Origin of the sequence: Embleya sp. NPDC005971 (genome assembly GCF_040629175.1) — a bacterium.
GTDB lineage: Bacteria > Actinomycetota > Actinomycetes > Streptomycetales > Streptomycetaceae > Embleya.
The window spans coordinates 43,717-64,231 of sequence record NZ_JBEXUX010000010.1; the positions used below are offsets into that span (position 1 = coordinate 43,717).

At 71.4% G+C, this 20,515-nt stretch carries 15 protein-coding genes and 1 tRNA gene; 5 read left to right on the forward strand and 11 right to left on the reverse strand.

The annotated features are described in order from the left end of the window. Nucleotides 1-106: 106 nt before the first annotated feature. The 4 genes from fahA to hppD all read right to left on the reverse strand — a co-directional run bounded on the left by fahA (nt 107) and on the right by hppD (nt 4,572). The gene (fahA, locus tag ABZ374_RS11835; protein ID WP_360309665.1) at nt 107-1,327 is read right to left on the reverse strand and encodes a fumarylacetoacetase; all 1,221 of its coding nucleotides are present in this window, start codon (nt 1,325-1,327) and stop codon (nt 107-109) included. Nucleotides 1,328-1,349: 22 nt separating this feature from the next. Continuing rightward, nucleotides 1,350-2,222: a hypothetical protein gene (locus ABZ374_RS11840; RefSeq protein WP_360309667.1), complete on the reverse strand. Its 873-nt coding sequence runs from the start codon at nt 2,220-2,222 to the stop codon at nt 1,350-1,352. Beyond that, nucleotides 2,219-3,421, reverse strand: a complete 1,203-nt coding sequence (locus ABZ374_RS11845; RefSeq protein WP_360309669.1) for a cupin domain-containing protein — start codon at nt 3,419-3,421, stop codon at nt 2,219-2,221. Before ABZ374_RS11845 ends, ABZ374_RS11840 begins: the two co-directional genes overlap by 4 nt. 71 nt (nt 3,422-3,492) lie before the next feature. Then, a complete protein-coding gene (gene hppD, locus ABZ374_RS11850) occupies nt 3,493-4,572 on the reverse strand; it encodes a 4-hydroxyphenylpyruvate dioxygenase (protein WP_360309862.1) in 1,080 nt (359 codons plus the stop codon). Nucleotides 4,573-4,772: 200 nt separating this feature from the next. Between hppD and ABZ374_RS11855 the strand changes: the two genes are divergently transcribed. Together ABZ374_RS11855 and ABZ374_RS11860 are read left to right on the forward strand one after the other, a co-directional pair. Next, entirely contained in the window at nt 4,773-5,324 is a 552-nt protein-coding gene (locus ABZ374_RS11855; RefSeq protein ID WP_360309671.1) for an Lrp/AsnC family transcriptional regulator, read from the forward strand. 593 nt (nt 5,325-5,917) lie between these two features. Further along, nucleotides 5,918-8,431 (forward strand): Tex family protein, encoded by a 2,514-nt coding sequence (locus ABZ374_RS11860; RefSeq protein ID WP_360309673.1) that lies wholly within the window; start codon nt 5,918-5,920, stop codon nt 8,429-8,431. Nucleotides 8,432-8,670: 239 nt separating this feature from the next. Here the strand turns inward: ABZ374_RS11860 and ABZ374_RS11865 are convergent, their stop codons facing one another. Continuing rightward, nucleotides 8,671-9,246, reverse strand: a complete 576-nt coding sequence (locus ABZ374_RS11865; RefSeq protein WP_360309675.1) for a Clp protease N-terminal domain-containing protein — start codon at nt 9,244-9,246, stop codon at nt 8,671-8,673. Further along, a complete protein-coding gene (locus tag ABZ374_RS11870; protein ID WP_026218136.1) occupies nt 9,246-9,455 on the reverse strand; it encodes a helix-turn-helix domain-containing protein in 210 nt (69 codons plus the stop codon). Before ABZ374_RS11870 ends, ABZ374_RS11865 begins: the two co-directional genes overlap by 1 nt. Nucleotides 9,456-9,606: 151 nt before the next feature. On the opposite strand from ABZ374_RS11870, the gene ABZ374_RS11875 reads away from it, so the two are divergent. The 3 genes from ABZ374_RS11875 (at nt 9,607) to ABZ374_RS11885 (ending at nt 13,331) form a co-directional block, all read left to right on the forward strand. Further along, nucleotides 9,607-10,563, forward strand: coding sequence for an NAD-dependent epimerase/dehydratase family protein (locus tag ABZ374_RS11875; protein WP_360309677.1), 957 nt, complete (start codon nt 9,607-9,609; stop codon nt 10,561-10,563). Nucleotides 10,564-10,705: 142 nt separating this feature from the next. Next, nucleotides 10,706-10,789: transfer RNA gene (locus tag ABZ374_RS11880), tRNA-Leu, on the forward strand. A gap of 430 nt (nt 10,790-11,219) precedes the next feature. Further along, nucleotides 11,220-13,331, forward strand: coding sequence for a protein kinase (locus ABZ374_RS11885; RefSeq protein WP_360309679.1), 2,112 nt, complete (start codon nt 11,220-11,222; stop codon nt 13,329-13,331). A gap of 205 nt (nt 13,332-13,536) precedes the next feature. Here ABZ374_RS11885 and ABZ374_RS11890 read toward each other — a convergent pair whose 3' ends face one another. The 5 genes from ABZ374_RS11890 to ABZ374_RS11910 form a co-directional block, all read right to left on the reverse strand. Further along, nucleotides 13,537-15,117: an MFS transporter gene (locus ABZ374_RS11890; RefSeq protein ID WP_360309681.1), complete on the reverse strand. Its 1,581-nt coding sequence runs from the start codon at nt 15,115-15,117 to the stop codon at nt 13,537-13,539. 283 nt (nt 15,118-15,400) lie between these two features. Further along, entirely contained in the window at nt 15,401-16,732 is a 1,332-nt protein-coding gene (locus ABZ374_RS11895) for a serine hydrolase domain-containing protein (RefSeq protein ID WP_360309683.1), read from the reverse strand. A 161-nt stretch (nt 16,733-16,893) separates the two neighbouring features. After that, the gene (locus tag ABZ374_RS11900; protein WP_360309685.1) at nt 16,894-18,447 is read right to left on the reverse strand and encodes a histidine kinase; all 1,554 of its coding nucleotides are present in this window, start codon (nt 18,445-18,447) and stop codon (nt 16,894-16,896) included. Between the two features lie 225 nt (nt 18,448-18,672). Further along, nucleotides 18,673-19,461 carry an Asp/Glu racemase gene (locus ABZ374_RS11905; protein ID WP_360309687.1) on the reverse strand — a complete coding sequence of 263 codons (789 nt, stop codon included), beginning with the start codon at nt 19,459-19,461 and terminating at the stop codon, nt 18,673-18,675. Nucleotides 19,462-19,511: 50 nt separating this feature from the next. Next, nucleotides 19,512-20,417, reverse strand: a complete 906-nt coding sequence (locus ABZ374_RS11910; RefSeq protein WP_360309689.1) for a fumarylacetoacetate hydrolase family protein — start codon at nt 20,415-20,417, stop codon at nt 19,512-19,514. Nucleotides 20,418-20,515 lie beyond the last annotated feature (98 nt).

Here is a 20,515-nt window from a genome sequence, read left to right on the forward strand (position 1 = left end):
CCGCGAAGGACGACAACGACGACATGGGGCGACCTCGCGGTCGCCCCTCGGTTCCTCGTCCTCGGCGATATGCCGGCTCCCGCAAGTTGCGGGAGCCGGCATCGAGTCAGCGCGCCGTCATGATTCGCCCGCTTACCTCGCCGAATCCGATACGAGTGCCGTTCGGGCCGGGAGCGGTAGCGGTGATCGTGACCTCGTCGCCGTCCTCCAGATAGGTCCGGGTGGACCCGTCCGGGAGCTTGAGGGGGTTCTCGCCGTTCCAGGTGATCTCGATCAGCGCGCCGCGCTGACCGACCTCGGGGCCGCTGACCGTGCCGGAGGCGAACAGGTCGCCCGGGCGCAGCGCCGCGCCGTTGACGGTCAGGTGGGCGAGCTGCTGCGCCGCGGTCCAGTACATCGCCGCGAACGGCGGCCGGGAGATCAGGTGTCCGTTGAGCCGGACCTCCAGGGCCAGGTCCAGGCCCCAGGGTTCGCCGCCGCGGTCGTCCAGGTACGGCAGTGGCTCGACGTCGCGCGCGGGGGGTGCCACGCGTGCGACGCCGAGAGCTTCGAGGGGGACGATCCACGGCGACACCGAGGTGGCGAAGGACTTGCCCAGGAACGGGCCCAGCGGGACGTACTCCCAGGCCTGGATGTCCCGGGCGGACCAGTCGTTGACCAGACACACGCCGAACACGTGCTCGGCGAAGTCGCCCAGGCCGACCGGGGTGCCGAGTTCGGAGCCGGCGCCGACCACGAAGCCGACCTCGGCCTCGATGTCCAGTCGCCGGGTGGGTCCGAACGAGGGCGCCGCGTCGGCGGGCGCCTTGCGCTGGCCGCTGGGCCGCACGATCGGCGTGTGCGAGACGACCACGGTGCCGGCGCGGCCGTGGTAGCCGATGGGCAGGTGCTTCCAGTTCGGCGTCAGCGGCTCGGAGCCGGGTCGGAAAATGCGGCCGAGGTTGCTCGCGTGGTGCTCGGAGGCGTAGAAGTCGACGTAGTCCGCGACCTCGAACGGCAGTCGGAGCACCACCTCCTGACGCGGGATCAGGTGCGGCTCGACACTCGCCCGCAGACTCGGGTCGGTCAGCCAGGTGGTGAGCGAGGCGCGCACCTCGCTCCAGGTCGCCCGGCCGGCCGCCATCAGCCCGGTCAGGCTCGGCGCGTCCAGCACGTCGGCCGGTGCGCCCACCGCGTGCGCCGCCGCGCCGGCGTCCAGCACGAAGTCGCCGATCGCCACCCCCACCCGCGGCCGATCCGGCTCGTGGTCGGTGGTGAACACGCCGTAGGGCAGGTTGTCGATGCCGTACCCCGTGTCGGTCGGCAGCGGGACCCAGGTGGTGGGCATGGCGTGCGGCTCCTCGATCGGATCAGTCGCGGTGGTGCGGGGGTTCGCCGAGCAGACCCAGGGTGAGCGCGTCCTGGAGCGGCTCGGCGACGCTGCAGGTGCCGTAGGAGGTCAGGTAGCCGCGCAGGCGGGTGCGCTCGGTCAGGGTCAGGTCGTGCGTCATCCGGGTGAGTTCCGCGCTGTCGCGGATCGCGAGTACGTCCGCGAGCGCGTCGGATTCGGCGCCGGCGACGGCGTGGTGGGTGGCGAGCAGCAGGTTGAGGTAACCGTGGTGCTCGAAACCCGTGGTCGGGTCGGTGTGCCGCACGGCGTTGTGCAGCCCGGCCGTGACCTTGAACGGCAGTTCGCGGATCCGGCACGCGTGCACGAACGCGGCCAGCTCGGCCTCGTCCGGGAACGCGTGCGCGGCGGTACCGCCGGTGCGGAACTTGGGCCGCCCGTACGTGCCGGCGAGATTGTCCAGGTCTGCGTCGAGGCCCGCGCCTTTGAGGACCTCGACGTAGCCCGCCGTCATCTCCGGCAGGTGTTCGTGCAGCGCCGCGACCGCCTTGCCGATCTCGCCGTCGCCGGCGACCTCGATGCCCTCCAGGATCAACCCGGGGGTGTTCAGGATGGTGCGTACGGCCGGCCCCACGGTGGCGGGGCCGCCGGGAGCCACGAGCACCACGCGCAGCGGCGCGTCGGGATCGGCCAGTTCGACCAGGTCGGGCACGTGCGCCGCGCCGACCAGGAAGTTGCGCACGAACGGGGCGAACCACTCGGTGCGGTAGAGCCGGTGCGCGGGCACCGCCTCGGCCATCGGGGCGTTGCCGGGCGGGAACAGCGCGGCGTCGTCCCACAGTCCGGTGAACAGCGACCGGTGCAGCGTGTCGAGGGCGTCGGTGGAGGTGCTCACGATCGCGGCGCCTTCCCGGCCCAGGTCCAGGCGTAACCGGGATCCTCGCTCGCGAAGCCGCCCTCGCCGACGCCCAGTGGCCGGAAGGTGTCCACCATGACCGCCAGTTCGTCGAAGAACTCGATGCCGATGCTGCGCTCGTAGGCCCCGGGCTGCGGCCCGTGCGCGTGCCCGCCCGGGTGCAGCGAGATCGAGCCCTGGCCGATGCCGGATCCCTTGCGGGCCTCGTAGTTGCCGCCGCAGTAGAACATGACCTCGTCCGAGTCCACGTTCGAGTGGTAGTACGGCACCGGGATCGACAGCGGGTGGTAGTCCACCTTGCGCGGCACGAAGTTGCAGATCACGAACCCCTCCCCCTCGAACACCTGGTGCGCGGGCGGCGGTTGGTGGATCCGGCCGGTGATCGGCTCGAAGTCGGAGATGTTGAACACGTACGGGTACAGGCACCCGTCCCAGCCGACCACGTCGAACGGGTGGGTGGGGTAGACGTAGCGGGTGCCGGCGACCTCGCCGCCCAGGCCGCGGTGCTTGACCAGCACCTCGACATCGGTGCCCTCGGCCAGCAGCGGCTGGACCGGCCCGCACAGGTCGCGCTCGCAGAACGGCGCGTGTTCGAGCAGTTGGCCGAACCGGGAGAGGTAGCGCTTTGCCGGCGCGATGTGCGAGTTGGCCTCGATGCAGTACGCGCGCAGCGGCTCGTCGGTGCCGGGCACCCACCGGTGGGTGGTGGCGCGCGGCAGGATCACATAGTCACCGGCGCCGACGGTGAGTGCGCCGAACACGGTCTCCACCGTCCCGGTGCCGGACTCGATGTAGACGCATTCGTCGCCGAGCGCGTTGCGGTACAGCGGGGAGGGGCTGCCCGCGACCACGTAGGAGATCCGTACGTCGCCGTTGCCCAGCACCAGTCGGCGGCCGGTGACCGCGTCGACCGCCTTCCACTCGTTGTCCGCGAACAGCTCGTGCAGCTTGAGGTGGCGCGGCTTGAGCGGGTGGTTGGCGGCGATGCTCTGGTCGGGGACCTCCCACACGCTCGCGTCGGCGATGGCCGAGGGGATCGCGCGGTGGTAGAGCAGGGAGGAGTCGGAGGTGAAGCCCTCCTCGCCCATCAGCTCCTCGTAGTACAGGCCGCCGTCGGGGCGGCGGTGCTGGGTATGCCGCTTCGGCGGCACCTCGCCCACGCTGCGGTAGTACGCCATGACTGCCCGACTCCTCCGTCCGCTCCCGTGCCCTGCTCTCCCGGCGCTGCCGGTGGGTTCCCCCGACCGGCCTAGAGGTTGCCGCGCCGTTCCTGCTCGCGCTCGATGGCCTGGAACAGCGCCTTGAAGTTCCCCTTGCCGAAGCCGAGCGAACCGTGCCGCTCGATCAGCTCGAAGAACACGGTCGGCCGGTCCTGGACGGGCTTGGTGAAGATCTGCAGCAGGTAGCCGTCCTCGTCGCGGTCGACCAGGATCTTCAGTTCGCGCAACGTCTCGACCGGTACCCGGGTCTCGCCGGCCCACTCCCCGAGCGTGTCGTAGTAGCTGTCCGGGGTGGCCAGGAACTCGACGCCCATCTCGGCCATCGCGCGCACCGAGGCCACGATGTCGCCGGTGGCCAGCGCGATGTGCTGCACGCCGGGGCCGCCGTAGAACTCCAGGTACTCGTCGATCTGCGACTTCTTGCGGCTGACCGCGGGCTCGTTGAGCGGGAACTTCACCCGGTGGTTGCCGCTGGTGACCACCTTGGACATGAGCGCGGAGTACTCGGTGGCGATGTCGTCGCCGATGAACTCCTTCATGTTGGTGAAGCCCATGACGCGGTTGTAGAAGGAGACCCACTCGTCCATGCGGCCCAGTTCGACGTTGCCCACACAGTGGTCGATCGCCTGGAAGTAGCGCTTGGGGTGGTCGGCCGGCTTGCCGCGGAACAGCGGGTCGGCGGCGACGAAGCCGGGCAGGAACGGGCCCTTGTAGCCGGACCGGTCCACCAGCGTGTGTCGGGTCTGGCCGTAGGTGGCCAGTTCGGCGGTACGCACCGTGCCGTGCTCGTCGCTCTCGTCGTGCGGCTCCACCAGGATGGTCGCGCCGTTCTCCCGGGCGTAGGCGATCGCCTTGTCGACGTCCGGCACCTCGATCGCGAGGTCGGAGACGCCGTCACCGTGGGCGGCGGTCGCGACGCCGACCTCGGTGCCGGCGTGAACCTCGCCGGTGATCCGGAAACGCGCCTTGCCGGACACCAGTACGTACTCGGCGACGTCGCGCGACCCCGTTTCGGGCCCGCGGTAGGCGACACAGGTCATGCCGAATGCCGTCGAGTAGTAGTGCGCGGCCTGTTTGGCGTTGCCGACGAAGAAACGAACATGGTCCATCGCGACGACCGGGAAGGGGTCTCCCGCCGGGTCGTGCTCGACGGCGCCGACGAGGGCGTCGGTGTCTTCAAGGGTGGTGAAGGTGCTCATGACGCGCGATCCCCTCGGAAAGGAACGGATGCCGGAAGTACACTTCCGGATACAACATCTGACAACATCAAACTCGGGAGCTGTACAAAATGCCTAGCTGAGGCGGCCATATGCGGGATGATCTTCAGGATTCGCGTAGCACGCTCGACGAATTGGACGTGCGTCTCATCCGGGCGGGCCGGCAACACCCCCGGGCCGGCATGTTGGAGTTGTCCCGGGTGATCGGGGTCTCCCGCGCCACCGTCCAGGCCCGCCTGGAGCGGATGGAGGCGGCCGGAGTGATCACCGGCTACGGCCCCGAGGTCGATCTGGTCGCCGCCGGATACCCGGTTCTGGCCTTCGTCACACTGGAGATCGCCCAGGGCGGCCTGTCCGGCGTGGCCACCGCGCTGAGCGCGGTCCCCCAGGTACTGGAGGCCTACGGCACCACCGGCATCGGCGACGTGCACTGCCGCATCGCCGCCACCTCGAACCAGGACCTGCAACAAATCCTGATCGACATCAACCGCATCCCCGAGGTGGTCCGCTCCACGAGCGTGATCGTCCTGTCCGAGGTCGTCCCGATGCGCACCCTCCCCTTGCTGGAGGCCCGAGAACGCCGCCGCCCCAGCCGCGTCCCGGCCCTGCGGGAGAACGCCGCTCGGCCGGACGCGGCGAGCTGATCCGGCCGGGGCGGGCCTGGCAGGCGATCCGCCCCGGCCCGACCAGGCTTGGGCCCGGCAGGCCGAACCGACCGATCGGGCCCGGGCCCGGAGCGCTCCGCGCCACCGGGCCCGTTCTCCTCGGTGGGCAGAGCGTCTTCATGCACGTCCACCGCCGCCCGCGCCCGGCGCGTTTTCGTGCACGAGAGCCGATCCCGCCACACCGCGCTCGACCCACCCGCACTCGCCGACATCCTCCGCCCGCACCGACGCTCTCCCCGCGTTCGCCGGCGTCCTCGCGCGGGAGCCCGTCCGTTCCGTCACACCGCACGCGATCCGCCTACTCCTAGCCGCCCCTCGCCCCTCGCCCCTCGCCCCTCGCCGAGCGTCGCCTGTCCGCGTGCGAGCCGGTCCCGCCGCACAGGGCACTCGACCCACCTGTCACCCGCCCTACCGCGCTCGACCGACCCCCGCCCCGCGCCTGCCGACGCCCCGGCCGCCCCGTGCCCGAGCGGAAACCGGAGGCGCCCCGGTGGGGCAGGGCGACAGGGGGTTCGGTGGGGCGGGAGAATGGCGGGGGCAGGCTTGGTGATGAGGTGGATCGGGACGTGACGATGTCGGTGTCTGGGCAGCAGGGTTCGGAGCAGGGTGCGCCGCGGGATGTGCATCGGCTGATCGCCGAGGAGCTCGGGGTTCGCGAGGGGCAGGTCAGAGCCGCGGTCGAGTTGCTCGACGGTGGGGCGACCGTGCCGTTCATCGCCCGGTACCGCAAGGAGGTGACCGGGACTCTGGACGACACGCAGTTGCGCAATCTGGAGGAGCGGCTGCGCTACCTGCGGGAGCTGGAGGAGCGCCGCACCGCCGTGCTCGCCGCGATCGAGGCGCAGGGCAAGTTGGACGACCCGCTGCGGGCACAGATCCTGGCGGCCGATTCCAAGGCTCGGTTGGAGGACATCTACCTCCCGTACAAGACGAAGCGGCGAACCAAGGCGCAGATCGCCCGCGAGGCCGGTCTGGAACCGCTCGCGCTCGGGCTGTTGGGCGACCCCTCGCGCGAGCCGGCCGCCGCGGCCGAGGCGTTCGTGGACGCGGACAAGGGCGTCGCCGACGCCCAGGCGGCGTTGGACGGCGCGCGTTCGATCCTGGTCGAGCGGTTCGCCGAGGACGCCGACCTGATCGGCGCGCTGCGCGAGCGGATGTGGACGCGCGGCCGGGTCGTGGCCAAGGTACGCGACGGCAAGGAGGAGGCCGGCGCCAAGTTCGCCGACTACTTCGACTTCGCCGAGCCGTTCACCCGGCTTCCCTCGCACCGGATCCTGGCCATGTTCCGCGGCGAGAAGGAGGACGTCCTCGACCTCACCCTCGCCCCCTCGGCGGACGAGGAGGTCGACGGCCCGACCGAGTACGAGCGCTCGATCGCGCACACGTTCGGCATCGTCAACCGGGACCGGCCGGCCGACAAGTGGCTCGCGGACACCGTGCGCTGGGCCTGGCGTACCCGGATCCTGGTGCACCTGGGCATCGACCTGCGCGGTCGGCTGCGGCAGGACGCCGAGGACGAGGCGGTCCGGGTGTTCGCCGCCAACCTGCGCGATCTGCTGCTCGCGGCGCCGGCCGGCACCCGCGCCACGATGGGCCTGGACCCGGGGCTGCGTACCGGGGTCAAGGTCGCGGTGACCGACGACACCGGCAAGGTGGTCGCCACCGAGACGATCTACCCGCACGAGCCGCGTCGCCGCTGGGACGAGTCGATCGCCACGCTCGCGAAGCTGGCCGCCGCGCACCGGGTGGACCTGGTCGCCATCGGCAACGGCACCGCGTCCCGCGAGACCGACAAGCTGACCGCCGAACTGATCGCCAAGCACCCCGAGTTGGGCCTGACCAAGGTGATGGTGTCCGAGGCCGGCGCCTCGGTGTACAGCGCCTCGGCCTTCGCCTCGCAGGAACTCCCGGACCTGGACGTGTCGTTGCGCGGCGCGGTCTCGATCGCCCGCCGACTCCAGGACCCGCTGGCCGAGTTGGTCAAGATCGACCCGAAGTCGATCGGCGTCGGCCAGTACCAACACGACCTGTCCGAGCTGAAGTTGTCCCGGTCGCTGGACGCGGTGGTCGAGGACTGCGTGAACGCGGTCGGCGTGGACGTCAACACCGCGTCCGCACCGTTGCTCACCCGGGTATCCGGAATCGGCGCGACGCTGGCCGAGAACATCGTGCAACACCGGGACGCCAATGGCCCGTTCAAGACCCGGCGCGATCTGAAGAACGTCGCGCGGCTGGGCCCGAAGGCGTTCGAGCAGGCGGCGGGCTTCCTGCGGATTCCGGCCGGCGACGACCCGCTGGACTCCTCCTCCGTGCACCCGGAGGCGTATCCCGTGGTGCGCAAGATCGCCGCGGCGGCGGGCGGTGACGTCCGCACCCTGATCGGCGCGGCGCCCCGGCTGCGCGCGCTGGACCCGAAGGCGTTCACCGACGAGAAGTTCGGCCTGCCGACGGTGACCGACATCCTGCGCGAGTTGGAGAAGCCGGGCCGCGACCCGCGGCCGGCGTTCAAGACGGCGACCTTCAAGGAGGGCGTCGAGAAGTTGTCCGACCTGCAACCCGGGATGCTCCTGGAGGGCGTGGTCACCAACGTGGCCGCGTTCGGCGCGTTCGTGGACGTCGGCGTGCACCAGGACGGCCTCGTGCACGTCTCGGCGATGTCGAAGACGTTCGTGAGCGACCCGCACGACGTCGTCAAGTCGGGCGACGTGGTCCGGGTCAAGGTGCTCGACGTGGACATCCCGCGCAAGCGGATCTCGCTGACGCTGCGGCTGGAGGACGAGGCGGAGCAGCGCGGGGCGCGCGGGGATCGCGGCGACCGGGCCGATCGCGGTGACCGCGGCCCTCGACCGGAGCGCGGGGCGCGCGAGGGTCGGCCGCAGGGTGACGGGCGACGGGGCGACGGCCGCCAGGGCGGCAACGGCGGGGGCGGCCGGGGCCAGGGCCAGGGCGGCAACACCGGTGCGAGTGGCGGGGGTCAGGGACGACGTGCCGCCGCACCCCCGAAGCAGACCAGGGGTCCGCAGGGGCCGGCCGGGGGCGGCGGCGCAATCGCGGACGCCCTCCGGCGGGCCGGATTGGTGGAGTGAGGCCGGTGATCGCCCTCGCGTGAGGGCGGGTGGGGGCGCGGGTGGCCCGGCGGGCCCATGGAGCGACCGGGCACCCGAGCACTCCGCACCCCCACCTTCGGGCGACGGCCACCGCCGAGCGCCCGTTCAGCCGAGAACGGGGACGGACGCCGGGTCGCCCTGCGAACCCGTGAAGCGGCCGGGCCGCCCGGGCGCTCCGCACCCCCGCCTTCGGGCGACCGCCACCGCCGAGCGCCCGCTCAGCTCGCCTGGGCCCTGGGGGCCAGCGCCTTCAGGACCGTCGTGTGGGTGACGCCGTACTCGGCGAGCAGGTCCGCGACCAGGCCCGGGCCGGCCGTCAGTGCGAGCAGGATGTGTTCGTCGCCGATGTGCCGCTGACCGCGCTCGATCGTCTCGCGCAACGACTGCTCCAGCACCCTCTTGGCGCCGGGCGTGAACGGCACGTGCCCGGTCCGACCGCCGCCGAACGGCCACAGCCGCCGAGTCCGCCGCGCCGGCACCAACGCGCCCTCGCCGTGCGTCTGTTCGACGCGCGCGACGATCTCGCCCACGTCGATCCCGAGGTCGGCGAGCGCCGCCTCGTCGGCCTGCGAGACGCCGCCGCGCCGCCGGGCCCGGGCCAGCCCGCGCTCGATCTCGTCCCGACCGGCCACGAAGCCGAGCGCGGCGAGCGCGACCGAGGTCCGCGTACCCTCCGCGTCCAACAGCGCCGCAAGCATGTGCTCCTCCTCCACGCAGGCGTCGCCGGCCTGCCGCGAGTGCTCGATCGCCCCGTACACGACGCCGCGGGCACTGTCCGTGAACCTCTCGAACATCAGTTCCTCCCGTGCTTCTTGTGCACTGCCTGTCGGCTCACCCCGAGCTCCGCGGCGATCTCCTGCCACGACCAGCCCTGCACACGCGCACTGCGCACCTGCACGGCCTCGAGCTGTTCGAGCAGCCGGCGCAGCGCGGCCACGGCCCGTAGGCCCACTCGTGGATCGCGATCCCCCGCACGACTGGCGAGGTCGGTTGCTTCGGTCATATCCGTCAACCTACGTTGACATTCCGCATCTGTCAACCACGATTGACACCCACGTCGCCGGAAAGGCTGCCGAGCGACCGCCGGAAAGGCCCTCCGGAAGCCGTCGAAAAGAGAGCGCACGCACCCCGCCGACCCGCTACGGTCGCGAACCATGCGAATTCTTGTACTCGGAGGCACCGCTTTCGTGGGCCGGGCGATCGTCGAGGACGCACTGGTCCGGGGCGCCGAGGTAACCCTGTTCGGCCGTGGCAGAACCGGCACCGACCTCTTCCCGCAGACCTCCCGGCGAATCGGCGACCGCGACACCGGCGACTACTCGGCACTGCGCGACGGCGAGTGGGACGCGGTGGTGGACGTCAGCGGATACGTACCGCGCCATGTCGGCCAGGCGATGGCCGTACTCGGCGACCGGGTCGGCCGCTACCTGTTCGTCTCCAGCCAAGCGGTGTACGTACAGTCCGGGGTCGGCCCCGGCTCGGACGAGGACACCCCCCGCCGCCCTCCCGTCCGCGACACCGAGGAACTCGACAACGACACCTACGGCCCCTGCAAGGTCGCCTGCGAGGACGACGTACTCGCCCGCTACGGCGACCGCGCCACCATCGTGCGCCCGGGCAAGGTCGCCGGTCCCCACGACGTCCAGGAAACCTTCACCTACTGGACCCGCCGAGCCGCCCGAGGCGGCCGCGTCGCCCTCCCGGGCCGACCCGAACAGCCGATCCAGATCGTCGACTCCCGCGATCTGGCCCGCCTGGTCACCCAGCTCCTGATCGACAACCGCCCCGGCGCCTTCCACGCCGTGGGGCCGGCCGAACCAACCACCCTGGGCGACCTGATCCACACCTGCGCCCATGTCGCCGGCACCGAGGTCGAAATCGTCCCCGTCTCCCCCGACGCGGTCCCCGACCCCTTCCCCCTGGTCACCCCCGAGCACCAATGGGCCACCCGCCAACGCAGCGCCGCCCGCGCCCGCGCCGCCGGCCTCCCGTCCACCCCCCTCTCCACCACCGCCGCCGACGTGCTCGCCTGGGACCGAGCCCGAGGCGAACCCCCGCTCTCCCAGGGCCTCTCCCCGGAGCAGGAGGCCCGCCTGCTCGACAAGACCTGACCCCCGCCCCCACCCCGGCGCCCGCAAGCCGACCTCCCCCGCCAAGCCCCAGGTCAGCCCCACCCATCCCGGTCCGATCCCCCTCCGGATCTTTGATATGGTTCTCCACGTCGCCGCACGAAACACCAGCGGAGACCACCCGGTCCGGGTGGCGGAATTGGCAGACGCGCTAGCTTGAGGTGCTAGTGCCCGAAAGGGCTTGGGGGTTCAAGTCCCCCCTCGGACACAGGCCGTAACCCCAATTTGTGCGGGTCGAGGATCACCTCGGCTCGCACTTTTTGCGTTCCGGTGTCGTATGTGAGCCGTAGCCCGAGCGCGTCGTGGGTCGCCTTCTTGAACTGCGGTTTTGCCTCGACGAGCGCCATACGGATGTCCCCGATGCCGTGCGCACGAGTGCTTCCATCTCGTTCCTCTCCATGCGCCGGCCCTGCGCGCATCCGTCGGTGCGCCGCTCCCAGAGGCGGGACGCGGCGACGTGACCCGAATCGAGGCGGCGGCCCGCGCCGGATCGACCGAGGCGGAGACCGCGAGTTCGCCGCAGGCATCGGCTCCTGGGACGCTGCGCCCCAGTGCCCGAGAGGGCTTCTTGCGGTGCCCGTACCCTGATCGCGGCGCGGCCGCGACGGGCGTGCCCAAACCACAACGGGGGATTCACCGTGGAAGGTCTGCTCCTCGACGGCCGCTACCGCTGTGTCGTGTGTATCGGCAGTGGCGGGATGGGCGACGTGTGGCGTTGCCGCGACGAGCGCATCGGGCGGGATGTCGCGGTCAAGCTGTTGTCGTACGCCGCGAACTCCGGCGGCGCACCCGACCGCTTCGAGCGCGAGGCGCGCATCGTGGGTGCGCTGGGCAGCCCGGCGATCGTGACCGTGCACGACTTCGGGCGGGCCGAGGTCGGCGGGCGGATGACCCCCTACCTGGTGATGGAACTGCTCGCCGGCACCGCGCTGAATGCCCGTCTCATGACCGGAGTTCCGGTGCCGGTCGCCGACGTGGTGGCCTGGGGCAGCGCGGTGTGCATCGCGCTCGAACACGCGCACGCGCGCGGCGTGGTCCACCGCGACATCAAACCCGCCAACGTCTTCCTGTGCGCCGACGGGTCGGTCAAGGTGCTCGACTTCGGCATCGCCCGGATCGTCGAACCGGACGCCGGGCACACGCCGATGACGGTTACCGGCGCGATCCTGGGCACCCCGCACTACATGTCCCCGGAGCAGGCGGGCGGCAAGAAGGCGGACCACCGCAGCGACCTGTACTCACTGGGCTGCCTCCTGTACGCCCTGGTCGACGGGCAGCCGCCGTTCCACGCCGAGTCCATGTACGGCATCGCCATGCAGCACCTGACCACGCCGCCTCGTCCGCCGGGTCCGGAGCGTCGGGGGCTGCCGGAGGACTTGCGGCAACTGATTCTCGCGTTGCTGGCCAAGGCGCCCGAGGACCGGCCGCAGAGCGCGGTGGAGGTACGCGAACGCCTGGCCGCGATCGGGGCCGACGGCAGTGCCGGGGATGGTGCCCCTGGCGGTATCCCGGCACGTCCGCGCGTGCCTCCGATGATGCCCCCAGCCCCTGTCTTGCCCGGCTCGGCGCCCGCGCCCGAGCCGGCAGCCCGGCGCCGCAAGTTCGTCCTCGGCGCTGTCGCGGCCGTCGTCGCGCCGGCACTTGCGGTTGCCCTCGCCATCCAGTGGACGGAAGGCGACGACTCGGGGAACAAAAGGAAAGGCGCCGCGAGCGGCCAGTCGGACACGAGAACGAACCCCGCTACCGACCCGAACGCGAAACGGGACTCGACCTCACCCGCTGCCCCACCCGCCGGCGGATCCGGGGCGAGAGCCGACGCGATCCCGGCCACCTTCGAGGAAGCCGAGGCCCGCAAGGCGACCGTCCCGCTCATGTCGCAGATCCGGGCGACCGACCCCTGCGCGATGCTCGACCGTGAGTTCCCGAAGCGTTTCGGCTCGGTCGTCGTCGAGACGGCACGCCAGGCGCAGAAGTTCACCGAGTGCCAGATCGTGGCGAACAACGGCGGTGCGACCGACCTGAGTGTGCGGTTCCGGGTCGAGTTGGGCGTCCTGCTCACCGCCCAGGAACGCGCCAAGCTGACACCCGTCACGGTGGACGGCGTCGCACTCTTCCAGGATCAGGTGTCCGCGTCTGCCAACACCTGCACGGTCACCCTCCCCTTCGGGGACAGCGGGTTCGGGGCGGCGGTGCAAGTCAACCAGCACTACCCCAACAAGGGGTCGGACCAGGCACCGTGGGCCGAGGGCTGCGCAACCGCCAAGTCGTACGCGGTCCTCATCGCCCCGAAGGTCACCAAACTGGCGCCGCGCGCAACGGCCCCGACCGGACACACACTCGTCGGCAAGGACCCGTGCAACTCGATCGACGCGTCGGCGCCCAAGGTCCAGGGCTGGACGTACCAGGGCATCAGCCGCAACCTTCCCTACCGTTGCTCGGTCAAGCTGGTGAACGGCGACTCGACCTACACCGTCGCGATCACCTACAAGCGGGACGCCGAGCAGGTGGCCGCAGGCGCCAAGCCGATCTCGGTGCGCGGCATGAACGGCATCGAACTGTCCGACAGTGGAAAGACATCGTTCTGCATCGCGTCGCTGACCTACGTCCGCGAAACATCCGGCACGGCGTGGGACGCCCAACTCATCAGCCTGGACGTCAACCAGGAGTCGGACAAGGGCGGCTCCACGCTGGACACCTGCGCCCTGGCCGACACCGTCTTCAAACTGGTGACCGACGCACTCGGCGGCTGAGCCACCACGCCGCATCCCCCGCCGGCGCGTCCGGCGCCGATGCCCGAGGAAGGCGCCTGCTCCGGGCCGTGGGTGCCGAATGGTCCATCCGCGCAGGTCAGGCTGCGCGTCGGCACCCGTGGACGGTGGTCGAACGGGTACGCGGCCACCCACGAGGGAAGACCCGACCCGCTCCGACGGCACGTGCCCGGCCGCCCTCGGGCGGTCAGCCACCCGCCCCCGGGGGGCCGTCGCCGCGCAGTCGTTCCAGGTCCGAGGCGCGTACCTGGATGACGAACACGGCGATCACCACGGCGATCACCGCGAAGATCGCGGCCGTCACGAAGGCCGTGGAGATGCCGGTGGTCAGCACCTGGTGACTCCATGGCGCGGGCAGCACGCCGGTGCGCTCGAAGTTCGCCCGCTCGGCGGGGCTCGCCTGGGCGAGGAACTCGGGCACCTGATCCTTCGCCTCGTTGCGGTTGGCCGTGCCGAAGACGGTGACCAGGATGGACAGGCCCAGCGAACCGCCCACCTGCTGGGTGGCGTTGAGCAGGCCCGTGGCGGCGCCGGTTTCGTGGCGGGCGACGCCGGAGACGGCCATCAGGGTCAGCGACACGAACTGCATGCCCATGCCGAGGCCGAAGATCAGCGTCGGGCCCAGGATGCTGCCGGCGTAGGTGCTGTGTACGTCGGTACGGGTCAGCCAGGCGAGGCCGGTCGCCGCCAGGATGGCGCCGACGACCATGAAGGGTTTGGGTCCGTAGCGCGGCAGGAGCTGGGAGGAGAAGCCGGCGCCGACCGCGACCACCGCGCTGATCGGGAGGAAGGCCAGGCCGGCCTGAATCGGGCTGAAGCCCAGGACATCCTGGACGAACAGGGTGAGGAAGAAGAACATCCCGAAGATCGCCGCGGCCAGGCACAACATGATGCCGTACGTGCCCGCCCGATTGCGGTCCGCGAACATCGCCAGCGGGGTGATCGGCTGCCTGGAGTTGCGCTCGACGGACACGAAGATCACGAGCAGTACGGCGGCCGCCGCGAACGCGCCCAGGGTCAGGGCGTCCCGCCATCCCTCCTGGGCGGCGCGGATGAACCCGTAGACGAGCGAGCCGATGCCCAGCGTGGAGGTCAGCGCGCCGAGCAGGTCGAAGTGGCCGGGATGGCGCTCGGATTCCCTGATGTAGCGCGGCGTGGCCAGCACGATGAGCAGGCCGATCGGCACGTTGACGAAGAACACCCACCGCCAGTCCAGCCATTCGACCAGGACACCGCCGGCGAGCAGCCCGATCGCGCCACCGCCGGCGGAGACCGCCGCGAACACGCCGAAGGCCCGGTTCCGGGCCGGGCCTTCGGGAAACGTCGTGGTGATCAACGCGAGTGCGGTCGGGGAGGCGATGGCGCCGCCCACACCTTGCAGGGTCCGCGCGGCGAGCAGTTCCGGCGCGCTCTGCGCGAGTCCGCCGAGCAGCGAGGCGATCACGAACAGCAACACGCCGAAGACGAACACCCGCCTGCGGCCCAGGATGTCGCCGGCTCGCCCGCCGAGCAGCAACAGGCCGCCGAAGGTGAGCGTGTAGGCGTTGAGCACCCAGGACAGGCTGGTGGTGGAGAACTCCAACGAGCGTTGGATGTGCGGCAGGGCGATGTTCACGATGGTGATGTCCAGGACCACCATCAACTGGCACGAGGCGATCACCGCGAGCGCGGCACCACTGCCGCCGCTTCGTGGGGATGCGGCGGCGGTGGCGCCGCTTCGCCCGGATCCGGCGGCGGCCTGCGGGGGTGTCGCGTGCGGGTTCGCCATGATGCGTCCTACGCCGTCTTGCGAGTCCTGCGGATCCTTCGCCCTGCGGATCCTTCGGGTCCTGCGCTGCCGAGGGCCGCGTCCGACGCGGCGCCGTCCGGCGAAGGGGCGGCGGGCCGCCCACCCGGGCGATATTCGCCCACTCGTTCGACCGTAAACCCGGACCCCCGCCGCCACCACCCGGCGGAGTCTCTTGCGGTCCGTTCCTCCGCGAAGGGCCCGCGCCCGGCTTCGCCGGTCACCGCGCGGGATCCACCCGGGCGGTGACCGGCATTGCGACGACTCAGGCCGTCTTCGGGGTGGCGCGTACGCCCATGTGCAGGTACGACGAGCCGTCGGCGAGTTCGTAGAAGACCATGCTGTCCCAGAGCGGGCTGCCCTCGCGGCGGCCCACGAACGTGGTCTCGTCGACGGATATCAGGTCCCAGTCCATCGCCGGCGAGATGTCCGCCAGCTCGCCGGTGACCTCGACGTGCAGGTGGAACCTGCCGTCCTCCTCCACGGTCACCGTGGCGAGGCAGCCGACCCGCTCGTACGTTCCGACGTAGCGGGCGACGTCGACGTCGACCGGCGTCTCCGGCGGGCCGAGCAGTTCCGGCATCTCGACGTCCGCCAGCGCGGCGAACAGCTCGCGGCCCAGGGCCCGCTGCAGCGCGGCGGTCTCGCCGCCGTTGGCCAGCAGGCAGACCACCGTGCCGGTGTCCGGGATGACCCAGAGCATCGCGGCCTGGCCGATGGTGTTGCCCGCGTGCATGATCACCCGGTGTCCGGACCACTCGTCGAGGATCCAACCGATCCCCCACTCCGGGGCGAGCGTGTACGGGTTCGGCAGGCGCACCTGCGACACGACCATCGCCTCGGGCGCGGCCAGCAGGTCGGTGCCCAGGTGGGCGCGCCCGAACGCGACCACGTCGCTCGCTCGCGCGCAGATCAGCCCGGCCGGCCCCATGGCCCGCGGCAGGCCCCATACCGGCGTCGGCTTGCCGTCCTCGACGTGCCCCGTCGCCGCACTGAACCGCAGCACGTCCTCCGGCAGCGTCCAGGTGTGCGTCAGGCCCAGGGGTTCGCAGATCTGCTCGCGCAGCGCCTCGTCCCAGCTCTTGCCGGTGAGCCGCTCGATGATGCGCCCCGCGATCACGAAGCCGGAGTTGCAGTACGAGAACGACTCGCCGATCGGGTGGTTCTGGGTGAGGTCGGCGCAGGCCGTGAGGTACTTCTCCAGACAGTCGTCGCCGCGCCCGGTGTCCAGGAACAGGTCGCCGTCGATACCGGAGGTGTGCGTCAGCAGGTGCCGCACGGTCACCGTCTTGGTCACCTCGGCGTCGGCGACCTTGAACTCGGGCAGCAGGTCGACGACCGGGGTGTCCAGCGTGAGTCGACCCTGTTCGACCAGCAGCATGAGCTGGGTCGCCGTCCAGACCTTGGATACCGAGCCGATCTGGAACAGTGAGTCGGTGGAGACCGGCGTCCCGGTGTCCTTGTTCAGGACTCCGGCGGCGAAGGAGTGCACCTCGCCCTCGTGCAGAAAGGCCAGGCTCGCGCCGGGCACCTCGAATTCGACGGTCAGCTCGGCGAGGCGGGCGTTCCAGTACGCGGCGTCGACGGTTGCGGTCATGGGACCTCTTTCGCAGTGGGCTGGGCGGGGCGTACCGGCACGCTACGCGGAGCCGGCGCTCCCGCTCATGGCCGTGACGACGAACCCGAGAGCGACCCTTGGTGCGAACGCACAAGTGCCGACGCCCGCCCCGCGCGCGCACCGCCGCGAATCCGCCCGCGTCAGCGCGGCGAGGTGGGGCGGCCGACCCGGACCAGCCCGGATTCGTAGGCCACCACCACGGCCTGGGCGCGATCCCGGAGTGCCAACTTGCCCAACAGTGCGCGCTCGTGGCGCTCGACCGTCGCGCCGTCCACCCGCATCGCCTCGGCGATCTCGTCGCGCGCCCTGCCGGTCGCGATCAGGCGCAGCACCTCGATCTCGGGTGCGCTCAGGTGCGCGAGAGCCGCGGGAACGACCGCGGCCACGGGCGTCGCGGAAGCGAGAGCGGGCTCGGCGACGGGCTCTGCCGGAACCGGCTCCGCAGCCGCCGGCACGGCGGGTTCCACCGCCGTCATCGGGATGCTCGCCGCGACCCGGAAGCCGCCGTCCGCAACCGGCCCGGCCTCGAACGACCCGCCGTGCACGGCCACCCGCTCGCGCATCCCGACCAGCCCGTGTCCACCGCCGGTCGTCGCGTAGCCGCCGCCGAGGTGCTCGCCGCCGCCGTCGTCCCGGATCTCGATCGCGACCGCCGTCGGCAGGTACTCCAGCCGCACCCGGGCCATCGCCGCGCTGCCGGCGTGCTTGCGGGCGTTGGTGAGCGCCTCCTGGGTGATCCGGTACAGCGTGAGGCCGACCGTCAGGGACAACTCGCGGCGCGTGCCGACCACCTGGAGCTCGGTCGGCAGGCCGGCCAGGGAGGATTCGGCGATCAGCCGGTCCAGGTCGTCGACGCCGGGTTGTGGGGCCGACGGCGCGGATTCCGGGTCCTTGTCGCTGCGCAGTACGCCGAGCAGTTGGCGCATCTCGTCCAGCGCGACCCGCCCGGATGCCTCCAGCGTGAGCAGCGCGCCACGCGCGCCGTCCGGGTCGCGGTCCAGGCCGGCCCGGGCACCGCCGGACATCAGGTGCATCGTGGTGATGTGGTGCGCCACGATGTCGTGCAGTTCGCGGGCGATCCGCCGGCGCTCCTCGGTCAGCGCCCGCTCGGCAAGCAACTCCCGGTTGACCTCGACCTGGGCCTGCCAGTGCCGCACCGCGGCGCTCGCGCCGACGACCAGCATGGTCGCCACGAGGTCGCCGCTGAAGGTGTAGAAGAGCGGCATGTCCGCGTCGGCATAGCCGGACGTCTGGGCGGCCAGGGTGAGCAGCATGGCGAGGGCGATCGTCCTGGGCCGACAGGACAGCCCGACGGTGTACAGCGCGATCGCCAACACGAAGCCGAACCGCTGCCCGATGTCGCTGGTCAGGTTCAGGCCGATCTGAAGCACCAGCACCATCAGCAGCACCGGGAACGGGGCGCGTCGACGCGCGATCAGGCACAGCGCCGCCGCGATCAGGAACGCGAGGTTGGCCGCGGTCTCCGCAGGCCCCGGACCGCGCACGGTGACCGCGTAGCCGAGCAGGTCGGCGGCCATCGCGACGAGCACGACCAGGATGTCCGCCCGGTTGCGGCCCTGGAACACCCGGCGGATCCCGGGTGACCCGACTGCCCGCGCGGAATCGGCAGCGGGCAGATCACGGCCGGTGATCGCCTTGCCGAGCGCGGCCATGGACTTGGGCCCGAAGCCCATCCAGGGCCTCCTTCCGTGGGGAACGGCGTGCCAGTATTCCACCGCGCCGATCTTTGGTCGAAGCGGGCGAATCGCCCCGACCCCGACACGCCGCGGCGATCGGCCCACCCCCGAACCACTCGGCCGCGCCGTTCCCCCACACCGCCCTCATGGACCCCGCGCCGGGCCGCCCCGATCGGGGGTGGCCACGCCGAACGACGGGCTCTGCAGGATCGCCCGCCGGAATCAGCTCGCCGAGGCCGCTTCGAGGGGTGCGTCCGCGAACTTGCCGGACAGCAGGTGGCCGGCGCCCGGCGCGAAGGCGGGCAGGTCCAGCGCGCGAAGCATCTGGTGCACGGTGCACACCGCGGCCGAGACGACCGGCTTGCCCAGTCGCTGCTCGGCCTCCTCGATCGCGGCCAGCGACGGCATCTGCACGCACGCGGACAACACCACCGCGTCCGCGTCCGCGTATTCGAGCCGCTCGGCGATGCCCGGCAGGCGCAACGGGTCGTGTGCGGCCACGTCGAGGTTGTCCGGGATCTCCAACGCCTCGAAGTCGAGCACCTCGATGCCCTCGTGGCCCAGGTATTCCACGACGGTGCGGGTCAGCGGCAACATGTACGGCGCGACCAGGGCGACCTTGCGCGCGCCGATGGTGTGCAGCCCGTGCACCAGCGCGCCGGCGCTGGTGACCACCGGCGCCGGCGCGCCGTTGTCGATGGTGCGACCGTGCAGCCGCTCCTCGGCGACCCGGTGGTAGCCCAGGCCCATGCTCATGATCGCCACGAGGCACGCGTAGCCGAGCACGTCCACCCGCGCGTCGGAGAGTTCGACCGCGCAGCGATCGGAATCGGCGTCCATCGCCTTGAGTTGCTCGGGGGTGACGTGGGTCATCCGCATCCGGCTGGAGTGGAACGTGAAGCGCTCCGGCGCGACCGTCTCACGTGCCCGCAGGATCGCGGGTACCTCGGTTTCCATCGTGACGTTCGAGCTCGGCACGATCTGGCCGATGCGGTAGGGGTGTCGGCGCACGGAGGTCCTCCTGTGGTGCGGAATGTTCGAGTGGTGGGGCCGGGCTCGGGTCAGCGGGCGTCGATCACCGGGTTGGACAGCGTCCCGATCCGCTCGACGGTGGCCTCGACCACGTCGCCGGGCCGCAGGAATTGCGGCGGGACCTGGGCCGCGCCGACGCCGGAGGGCGATCCGGTGGAGATCACGTCGCCCGGTTCCAGGGTCATCCCGGAGGAGATGTCGGCGATCAGGCGCGGGATGTCGAAAAGCATGTGCCGGGTGTTCGACTTCTGCTTGATGTCGCCGTTGACCCGCAGCGACAGGTCGAGCGCCTGCGCGTCCGGGATGTCGTCGGCGGTGACCACGGCGGGGCCGAACGGGGCATACGAGTCCTGGCCCTTGGAGAAGAACCACTGCCCGGAGCGGCGCTGATCGCGCGCGCTGATGTCGTTCATGATGCTGTACCCGAACACGTGCTCCCAGGCATCGGCTTCGCTCACCTTGTACGCGGTCCGCCCGATCACCACGGCGAGTTCGCATTCCCAGTCGAGCTGTCGGGTCAGGTCGCCGTTGTGCAGGATGGGCGCGCCGGGGCCGGTGACGGCGGTGGCGGGCTTGCCGAACAGCACCGGGCGCTCGGGGAGTTCCTTCGCGGTGTCCAGGGTGCGGTTGGACTCGGCCACGTGCTCGACGTAGTTGAGCCCGATGCCGATGATCTTCCCGGGCCGCAGCGGTGCCAGCAGCCGCACGTCGGCGCTCGCGTGCACGGCGCCGGCGGGTCGGGCCGCCGGGTCGCCGGCCAGCAGGTCTCGCGCGGTGTCCAGGGCCTCGGCGCCGGCACGGATGAACGAGAGCAGATCACCGGGGAGTTCGGTGCCCGCGGCGGCGGCGAGTGCGGACAGGTCGAGTACGTGGGCACCGTCCTCGGCGCCCAGGCGGGACGACGATCCGTCGACGGTGTAGGTGACCAGGCGCATGGGGGTGTCCTCACTGTCCTTGCGTCCGGGCGGCGCGGTCGCGCCGCCCGGGTTCGTCGTGTGGGGTCGAAGGTCGCGGGGTTCGTTGCCCCGGTGGG

What these genes read in the sequence shown, in the direction of transcription:
- fahA (WP_360309665.1), bottom strand. Translation starts at nt 1,327, where the DNA reads ATGCCCACCACCTGGGTCCCGCTGCCGACCGACACGGGGTACGGCATC.
- ABZ374_RS11845 (WP_360309669.1), bottom strand. Translation starts at nt 3,421, where the DNA reads ATGGCGTACTACCGCAGCGTGGGCGAGGTGCCGCCGAAGCGGCATACC.
- hppD (WP_360309862.1), bottom strand. Translation starts at nt 4,572, where the DNA reads ATGGACCATGTTCGTTTCTTCGTCGGCAACGCCAAACAGGCCGCGCAC.
- ABZ374_RS11855 (WP_360309671.1), top strand. Translation starts at nt 4,773, where the DNA reads ATGCGGGATGATCTTCAGGATTCGCGTAGCACGCTCGACGAATTGGAC.
- ABZ374_RS11860 (WP_360309673.1), top strand. Translation starts at nt 5,918, where the DNA reads ATGTCGGTGTCTGGGCAGCAGGGTTCGGAGCAGGGTGCGCCGCGGGAT.
- ABZ374_RS11865 (WP_360309675.1), bottom strand. Translation starts at nt 9,246, where the DNA reads ATGTTCGAGAGGTTCACGGACAGTGCCCGCGGCGTCGTGTACGGGGCG.
- ABZ374_RS11870 (WP_026218136.1), bottom strand. Translation starts at nt 9,455, where the DNA reads ATGACCGAAGCAACCGACCTCGCCAGTCGTGCGGGGGATCGCGATCCA.
- ABZ374_RS11875 (WP_360309677.1), top strand. Translation starts at nt 9,607, where the DNA reads ATGCGAATTCTTGTACTCGGAGGCACCGCTTTCGTGGGCCGGGCGATC.
- ABZ374_RS11890 (WP_360309681.1), bottom strand. Translation starts at nt 15,117, where the DNA reads ATGGCGAACCCGCACGCGACACCCCCGCAGGCCGCCGCCGGATCCGGG.
- ABZ374_RS11895 (WP_360309683.1), bottom strand. Translation starts at nt 16,732, where the DNA reads ATGACCGCAACCGTCGACGCCGCGTACTGGAACGCCCGCCTCGCCGAG.
- ABZ374_RS11900 (WP_360309685.1), bottom strand. Translation starts at nt 18,447, where the DNA reads ATGGGCTTCGGGCCCAAGTCCATGGCCGCGCTCGGCAAGGCGATCACC.
- ABZ374_RS11910 (WP_360309689.1), bottom strand. Translation starts at nt 20,417, where the DNA reads ATGCGCCTGGTCACCTACACCGTCGACGGATCGTCGTCCCGCCTGGGC.